The sequence below is a fragment of the Streptococcus sp. DD10 genome (assembly GCF_001578805.1).
GTDB lineage: Bacteria > Bacillota > Bacilli > Lactobacillales > Streptococcaceae > Streptococcus.
Genome location: NZ_KQ969157.1, coordinates 125,235 through 133,543, shown reverse-complemented (window position 1 = coordinate 133,543; position 8,309 = coordinate 125,235). Strand labels below are relative to the sequence as shown.

Here is an 8,309-nt window from a genome sequence, read left to right as displayed (position 1 = left end):
TTCGTTAGAATTCGATTTCGTCGTCCCACCTCCGCACAGTTGAGTAGGGCTGTAAAAGCTGATGAAATCAGCGTGGTAGAGCCCACTCAACCACTGCGTCTTGCTCGACAATCCAAAAACAATTAAGAGGCTAGGACTTTTGTCCCAGCCTCTTAAAACTCCACTTTAACCATTAAACTTAGCAACCAGAATTCTCATTCTTTCAATTTTTTATAACTATTAGAAAGCTTGTAAATAAAATTCTACCTTGTCTCCATTTTTCAAAGTTGTTTCTGAAGCACCTTTTTCAGCCATCTTACCATTTACTGTATACATCCAGTAGGTATTTTTAGACTGATCTTGACTCACTCCATTAATAGAAGTAATCAACCCATTAGTTTCTTCTATTTTGAATTCGCTTTTCATCATATCCATAACTGTTTGGCTGTCAGTAAAATTAACTTCTTTTTTTGTTACCTTATCCTCAGACTCTTTGATTGTAACAGTAGCTTTTAATTCTGAAATATGGCTACTACTAGTTGATTGGCTAGAATTAGTTGAATTTGATGTGGCACAAGCACCAAGTGTAACTAAAGCTAGAACTAAAACGATAAGGTTATTGAATTTCTTCATGATAAAATCTCCTAAAAATTGATAAAATAACAGGATAAAACATAATTGTGGACACAGCGTGAAGACAATCGAACATTAGACCATTTAGCCAATAAGGTAGAAAACTCGAACCGTAAAATAAAGCTGAAAAAATACTAATGATAAAGCCATAAAGCATTCCCATTAGACCAGCTAAAACAGCTTGAAAACCGATTCTCGTTGAGTTGGAGAACAAGGAAGTAAATGGGCATACCAACACTCTCCAAAACAAAAGTACAAGCGTATAAGTCCCCATTTGCCATAAAATCCAAGGGCCAAAACCAAGCAAAAAACCAGTTATTAGCATAACCAAATTTGCAACAAGAATAGCTTCCCCCAATCCTAGTTGCAAGCCAATTACTAAAAATAAAGCCGTAATGGGTTTAATATTTGGAAATGGACCAAAAAGATAGCGAAGAACAACGCTAAGACTAACTAAAAAAGTGAGTTGAGTTATTTTTCGAACAGTCACATTCCCCTCCTTGCTATGTCTACATCCCTATCTAGTTTATCTGAGCTTACCTTTCTTGTCAAGTCTTATTTCGAAATATCTTATAAACAAGTTTTGCAAATATATTTTAAACAATAACGATTAAATGACAAATATGTCATTTTTGTAACACCAATACTCCTTGCTTTACTTTCTACTTGCATTTACGTTAAAATGAATTGTTATGCGAAAGAGAATGAAACCTATTGTGGTCCTTGCTTTCTTTGCTAGTTTTATCCTATTGATTTTATCATCACGATTCATAACCAGCATACAAACCAGGGCTAATGAAAACCAGACTAAGCAAAACTCTTCCTCATCTAGCGCAAGTTCAAATACAAGTTCTTCTTCAACAGTTGCAAGTATTACTTCGACTACGATAAATGGTGTTTTTCGCCCAATCATAGATGTATCCGGATGGCAACTCCCTAGTGAGATTGACTATGACACGTTGAGTAATGAAATCTCAGGTGCTATTATCCGTGTACATAGTGGTGCACAAACAACCAAAGAAAATGCTGCAGCCCACTTAAATGGACTAGACAAGGCTTATGAGACTCATCTTAAGGAATTTAAAAAGCGCAATATTCCAGTAGCTGTATATGCTTATGTAGCAGCAAGCACGAAAGAAGAAATGGAAAAAGAAGCGGAAGAATTCTATAAGGCTGCGAAAAAATTCAATCCTAGCTACTATTGGCTGGATGTCGAAGAAAAGACAATGGACGATATGGATGCAGGTGTAGAAGCGTTTCGTGCCAAATTATCTGCCCTTGGAGCTAAGAATATTGGTATCTATATTGGAACCTACTTTATGGAAGAACACAGCATTAATCTTGATAAATTCGATGCTATTTGGTTCCCAACTTATGGAAATGATAATGGTTACTTTAATGCTGCACCACAAACCCTTGAGAAGTATGATCTTCATCAATATACTTCTCAAGGATACTTAAATGGATTTAGCTATCCACTCGACCTAAATCAAATTCCATCAACTGTGGATGAAGAGAAAAACTTCCAAAAAATATTTGCTCCTCAAGAATAGGGAGAATCCTTTCTTATTTGCAGAGTCGAACATAATAAACTTTTGATTAAAATCTACACGAAGAAACCAGTTGGAAAAATCTTATTCCTGATTTTTCCAACTGGTTTTTTCTTTTTTAACTATCTACCATCATAGTATACTAAGTATAGTTAAAAAACTCATACAAAAATGGTGTTAAACACTTTTACTTAGCTTTTTTTGTAATATATAACATTTGAACAAAATCAATTCACTTAAAATACAGATGATAATGTTTTCGACATGCAGGGTTAAAAGATGAATGACAATTGGGACAACTCCGATTTTCATGATAAAGCCCAAAGGTCAACTCCATTTTACAAACTCCACAAATTACAACTTTATCTTGACAATTCTGAATAGGGTACGGTGAGAACAAATGCTCTTCTAATTTATTATGGCACTGATAACAGGCATAATACTTTCCACATTCATAACATTTAAGGGAGAGGATATCTGTTTGACCATGATAATGCAAACAACGTGACTCCTCATCCACTAACTGACCATAGATTACACTCATTTTATGCTTTAGCACGTACCGTCACACTAGTTCCATCATCCTTATAAAGATTGACTAAACCTTCTTTGAGAGCTCGAATCATGTCACCTGGTTTAACCTCAGTAGGCATATATATACTAAGCAATTCCATCGGTTTATGAGCACGCTCAATCTGATTTCCTGATGCATCTCGTAAATCTTCAATGATTGTTTCAAAATGCCGGAAACCTGGACCGTAAAACTCCACTTGATCCCCTTCACAAATGACATTCCGCTGACGAATCGTAGCCCTTTTGTTGACAGAATCATAATAAACGACCTCGCCTACAAACTTGTACTCTGGAATTTTACGACGTGCTCCAAAAAGTTGTTCATTTTCCGTCGGTGTCCCATAATAAAACCCTGTTGCCAGTTCACGCTGTGCCACTTTCCACATCTCATCAATTAAATCTTGCTTTATAGCTTCGAACTTTTCAGGACTTTCCATATAAGCATCAACTGCAGCTTTATAGCAATTCGCAACTGTTGAAACATAATGGATTGACTTCATTCTTCCTTCTATTTTAAGACTATCCACTCCATTTTCAATCATATCTGGAATATGATCAATCATTGACATGTCAACTGCTGACATAGAGAATTCTTCTGGAATTTCTCCTTTTAAGCTTTTTCGTTCTTGCCCAAAAGGCATGTCATAAAGATCATATTTCCAACGACAAGATTGTGAACAACCACCTCGATTTGCATCTCGATTACTCATATGGTTAGAAAGCGTGCAACGCCCTGAATACGAAATACACATCGCTCCGTGCACAAACGCTTCAATCTCAACATCCGTCCTCTTTCGAATCTGAGCAAGCTCTTCCATAGAAACCTCGCGAGCCAGAACAACTCGTGTCAGCCCCAAATCTTTCCAAAATTCCAACGTTTCATAGTTTGTAGCACTCGCTTGTGTTGATAAATGAATTTCCAATCCTGGCGCTTCTGTTGAAGCAATGGCAATTAGAGCAGGATCTGAAACGATGACTGCAGCAATCCCCAAATCTCTTAATTCACGGAACCACTCTCCTGCACCTACTTCGTTTCCTTCATGCATCACCATATTCGCAGCAACATAAACTTTGGCACCATATTGGGCCGCAAACTCTACACCTTCCCGCATCTGATCCATCGTAAAGTTCCCTGCTCGGCTCCGCAAACCATAGGCTTGACCTCCGATAAATACTGCATCTGCACCATATTGAACGGCTACTTTTAATTTTTCTAATGTCCCCGCTGGCGCTAAGACCTCTGGGCGTTTTAATGTTTTTGTCATATCTTCTCCTAATATATTGCAAGTATAATAGTATGATTGATTGTAAAATTGTCAGAATTTTTAATATTTCTATTAAAATAGGAACAAGTAGCCAAAATTAGCTACTTGCTTTACTATTTAACTAAGTCCGGATCATATTCATAAAATCCAGTATCTAACTGTCGATTAACTGGATGATAGTCTCGAATTCTCTCATCTAAAAGAAATGCCTGACTAGAATTAAATTCACCCTTTTCAATCAAGTCTCTTGCCTGAACAAAAAGGCGACTAATCTCTACAAAATTTTGACCAGGTGTATAAAGTCCGTCTAGCTTCCAATTCTTAAAGCCGTGCACCTCCAACTCATCTAGCTTAGTCATTAAATCCAGATCATTATTGGCAAAAATATGTGTACCATGCTTATCTTCATAAATAGAATAATGACTGCTGGCATCTCCAGGTTCTGCTAAAAATAAATCTCTCTCACGACTCTTTTCATCATCAATATGAGTAAAATTATAATAGTTCTGTAAAAGAGGTCTCTTAGAGTGATGAATAACACTAGCACCATAAACTAAAATTTCCGCTGGTATTGTAACAACTTCTGCTAACGTAAACAACTCTTGCGACGGAATCTCGCGCGCGAGAACTGCTTCAGAAACTCCTGCTTTTTCAGCCCAAAAATTAATTTGACGACCACTTGTTACCATTGTAGACGCATCATAAATTGTCTTAAATGGATATCCATCCCTTTTAAGAACGTAAAATACCCCTGCATCTCCGACTGTGATGTAATCTGCTTTGATTTCTGCCAAAAAATCAAGATAGGGTTTAATATTGTCCATCATATCTTGGTGCATCAATGCATTGACAGCTACAGTCAACTTTTTCCCTCTACTATGAACTAATTGAGCTAGCTCAGAAAGTTCATCGTGAGTAAAATTTTTCGGTAAGCGAAGACCATAATTAGCTTCACCTACATAAATCCTGTCAACGCCACTGTCAAGTAAAGCTTTTGCTTGATCAATACTTTCTGCAGTAGCTGTAATAGTAATTTTATTCATTTTTTCATTATACCAATTTTTTTCTTTACAAGCAAACACTAGTGAAAGAAAAAAAGATTTATTGTTATTGTAACATTTTTGTAACATTATTTCTCTTAAAAATATGTTAAACTAGTATAGAATTGTTAAGGAGAGAGTATGGCTTTAAGAGATTTTAAACCAAATGAAGGTTTACACTACCATGAGGTAGAAGACATAGAAAAAACAACCTATACTGAATATGTACCTGTAAATGAACAGGCACTTTTACTTAGTGAACTCTTCTTTTTCATTAATGTTTCTGTTTTCTGCCTTTTAACGATTCTCTTTAGCTTTCTATTTCTCTCAATGAAACTACATACATTTTTAGCATTTAGCTTAGCAATCGGAGCTAGTTTAGCATCCGTTCAAAGTTATCGTCTTTTTACAAAAATAAAAAATCGCAAAAAGTAGCTTGCGGTTTTTTTGAATTCAATCCTGTTTATAGCGACTAGTTTTAATCTGTCTATATCATGTCATTTACCTTAACTAATCTCTACTATCCTGTTACTATCGCTTCTTATTGATACCACTTCAATCAAAAATGGCAGAGAATTTTCTGCCATTTTTGATTTTACAAAATTTACAAGATCCCATCTAATAAACTTCTCATAAAATTTTCAGAATTAAATACACCGATATCATCAATTTTTTCACCAAACCCAATTAATTTCACCGGAATATGAAGTTCCTCACGAATAGCTAAAACAACACCTCCACGAGCACTACCATCTATCTTGGTTAAAACGATACCTGTTACAGGAGTAATCTTAGAAAACTCCTTGGCTTGAACAAGGGCGTTTTGCCCTGTTGAGGCATCTAAAGCTAAAAAAGTTTCATGTGGTGCAGATGGGTCTACTCGTTTAATAATACGACCAATTTTCTCAAGTTCAGCCATGAGATTATCCTTATTCTGTAAACGTCCTGCTGTATCAATCATCAGGATGTCAACCCCGTCAGTGACAGCTTTTTCCATCCCATCAAAAACAACACTTGCTGGATCAGACTTTTCAGGTCCTGTCACAACTGGGACATCTACCCGACGTCCCCATTCAAGAAGCTGTGCTACTGCTCCTGCACGGAAAGTATCTGCTGCTACTAATAAAACCTTTTTACCTTCATTTTTGTATTTATAGGCTAATTTCCCTATGGATGTTGTCTTCCCAACACCATTTACACCCACAAAGAGCATAACAGTTAACCCACTTTGTAGATTAATTTTTTCCTGATAATCACCGTCTTTCTCATATAATTCAACCAGTTTCTCAATAATCACACGGCGTAAAACTTGCGGATCTTTAGCATTTTCAAGACGAGCCTCGTATCGAAGTTCTTCCGTTAAAGTAGAAGCAACTTGCACCCCTACGTCACTTAAAATCAATAACTCTTCTAATTCTTCAAAAAATTCCTCATCTACAGAACGAAAATTAGCAAAAAATGCATTGAGCCGTGCTCCGAAACCTGAACGTGTCTTACGAAGACTTCGATCGTATTTATCTTGTTCAGTTTCTTGAAGTTCCTCAAAATCATTTTTCCCTTCAGATTGTACTTCTACCTCTGCAGTTTGGTGAACATCTTCTGCAATGCGAGCTTGTAATTCTTCATAATAGGCTTCTATGACGGAAGATTTAACGCCACCCTCTTGATTTGAATCACTCTGTTCCTCTTTCTGCTCAACTTCTGTACTCTGAAAACTGATTTCATCATTTTCTTTTTCAGAATTTATCCGATCTTTAGAGGATGTTACAGTCTCCTCAGAATCAGGTAAAGATTTCTCTAACTGAAGCAGAGAAGACTTCTCTGATTTTTCATCTGCTCCATCCTTTTCCTCAGGACTCTTCATATGTAGAGATTCTTGTTCGATATCAGAACCTAACGTTGCTTCTTGTAAGTCTATATTTTCCAAAGCTTCTTTTACAATGTCTTCAATTTGTGGTTCTTCTTGTCTTCCAAACAGTCGTTCAAACAATCCCATTCTCTAGAACTCCTTTAAAACATAATTTTCAATAGCCCATGCTACTGCATCCTCATCGTTGGTCATGGGTGTGACAACATCTGCGACCTCTCTAACTAGTTCAACAGCATTCTTCATAGCAACTCCTAGGCCCGCCCACTTAATCATGGACAAGTCATTGGCCTCATCTCCACAAGCCATCACCTGACTAGGAGAAAGTCCTAAATGGGAAATCAATTTTTCTAATCCTGTCGCCTTATGTACATTTTTCGGTGACCACTCAAGAAGTAGTTCTCTAGATTTAAAGATTTCATACTGATCAAATAGCTCAGGAGATATTTTTTTAATGGCTTCATCTAATGGTTCTTGTGGATAAGCAGTGACGCATTTATTGTATGTATTCTGACTAGACAAAGCATCAAAAGCAACACTCTCAAAAGTTAAAGCTGGGTTAAACTGGGCATAGAGACTTTCTTGATCTGATTGAATCTGGTAAACTATCCCTTCTGAAATAGCATCAAGCGGTAAGTTCAGCTTTTCTGTTTCCTCAAAAATTCGAGCCACATCATCAAGTGAAAAAACTGTTTTATCTAAAATTTCACCTGTATTTTTCTGAACTAAACCACCATTGAAAGTGATGGTATACTCATCATCTCTTTCATCCGTTCCTAACTCACGTAAGAAGAATTCCATAGCTTTCAGAGGACGACCTGTCGTCAAGACAATCTTAATCCCTTTCTGTCTTGCAGCTAACAAAGCTTCCATATTGCGCTCTGAAATTTTTTTATCACTCGTTAGGAGAGTTCCATCAAGATCAAGGGCAATTAATTTTATTTCTGACATGCTATTTCCTCCATATAAGCTATTACAGACTGCTCTGTATGTGGACCAATGATTTCCTTGGCTAGTTCTTGGATTTCTGGTCGTGCATTTTCTGGTGCGATAGGATGTCCTACAACCTGCATCATATGAAGATCATTTAAGTTATCTCCAAACGCCATCACTTGATCCATTGAAAGTTGTAATTTTTTAGCGAGCTCTACAATCGCAACACCCTTATCTACATAGTCCAAGACAATATCAATTGACTCAAAACCCGTTGTCATAGCTTTGACACCCTCAACATTTTCATTTACCCATGCTTCCCCCTCTGCTAAAATCTCAGGAGGAAAATTAGTGGTATATTTGAAAATATCATCATCTATGTTTTCAAAAGAAACAACTTTTTGAATATTACTATTATAGTGCGAACTCACTGCTAGATAATCAGGATCTACTGTTTCAAGAACATAGG

Annotated in this window: 10 protein-coding genes; 2 read left to right on the top strand and 8 right to left on the bottom strand. The window is 36.6% G+C overall.

The features are described from left to right. Positions 1–219: 219 nt before the first annotated feature. Positions 220–612: a DUF4430 domain-containing protein gene (locus STRDD10_RS00560; RefSeq protein WP_067192171.1), complete on the bottom strand. Its 393-nt coding sequence runs from the start codon at positions 610–612 to the stop codon at positions 220–222. Then, entirely contained in the window at positions 596–1,102 is a 507-nt protein-coding gene (locus STRDD10_RS00555; protein ID WP_067192170.1) for a hypothetical protein, read from the bottom strand. Before STRDD10_RS00555 ends, STRDD10_RS00560 begins: the two co-directional genes overlap by 17 nt. 202 nt (positions 1,103–1,304) lie before the next feature. Between STRDD10_RS00555 and STRDD10_RS00550 the strand changes: the two genes are divergently transcribed. Beyond that, positions 1,305–2,165 (top strand): GH25 family lysozyme, encoded by an 861-nt coding sequence (locus STRDD10_RS00550; protein ID WP_067192168.1) that lies wholly within the window; start codon positions 1,305–1,307, stop codon positions 2,163–2,165. A 229-nt stretch (positions 2,166–2,394) separates the two neighbouring features. Here the strand turns inward: STRDD10_RS00550 and STRDD10_RS10250 are convergent, their stop codons facing one another. From STRDD10_RS10250 to STRDD10_RS00540, 3 genes are all read right to left on the bottom strand, one after another. Next, the gene (locus STRDD10_RS10250) at positions 2,395–2,706 is read right to left on the bottom strand and encodes a CHY zinc finger protein (RefSeq protein ID WP_082781999.1); all 312 of its coding nucleotides are present in this window, start codon (positions 2,704–2,706) and stop codon (positions 2,395–2,397) included. A gap of 1 nt (position 2,707) precedes the next feature. After that, positions 2,708–4,000: a peptidase U32 family protein gene (locus STRDD10_RS00545; RefSeq protein WP_067192167.1), complete on the bottom strand. Its 1,293-nt coding sequence runs from the start codon at positions 3,998–4,000 to the stop codon at positions 2,708–2,710. 113 nt (positions 4,001–4,113) lie between these two features. Further along, a complete protein-coding gene (locus STRDD10_RS00540; RefSeq protein WP_067192991.1) occupies positions 4,114–5,043 on the bottom strand; it encodes a peptidase U32 family protein in 930 nt (309 codons plus the stop codon). 138 nt (positions 5,044–5,181) lie between these two features. Between STRDD10_RS00540 and STRDD10_RS00535 the strand changes: the two genes are divergently transcribed. Further along, complete coding sequence (locus tag STRDD10_RS00535; protein WP_067192166.1) at positions 5,182–5,475, top strand: DUF3270 family protein; 294 nt, start codon at positions 5,182–5,184, stop codon at positions 5,473–5,475. A gap of 169 nt (positions 5,476–5,644) precedes the next feature. On the opposite strand, the gene ftsY is transcribed toward STRDD10_RS00535, so the two are convergent. The 3 genes from ftsY to STRDD10_RS00520 form a co-directional block, all read right to left on the bottom strand. Further along, on the bottom strand, positions 5,645–7,036 hold the full coding sequence (gene ftsY / locus STRDD10_RS00530) for a signal recognition particle-docking protein FtsY (RefSeq protein WP_067192165.1): 1,392 nt from the start codon (positions 7,034–7,036) through the stop codon (positions 5,645–5,647). A gap of 3 nt (positions 7,037–7,039) precedes the next feature. After that, positions 7,040–7,858 (bottom strand): Cof-type HAD-IIB family hydrolase, encoded by an 819-nt coding sequence (locus tag STRDD10_RS00525; protein WP_067192163.1) that lies wholly within the window; start codon positions 7,856–7,858, stop codon positions 7,040–7,042. Continuing rightward, the coding region (locus STRDD10_RS00520; protein ID WP_156468574.1) for an HAD hydrolase family protein at positions 7,846–8,309 on the bottom strand (464 nt) is incomplete at its 5' end. The genes STRDD10_RS00525 and STRDD10_RS00520, both read right to left, overlap by 13 nt.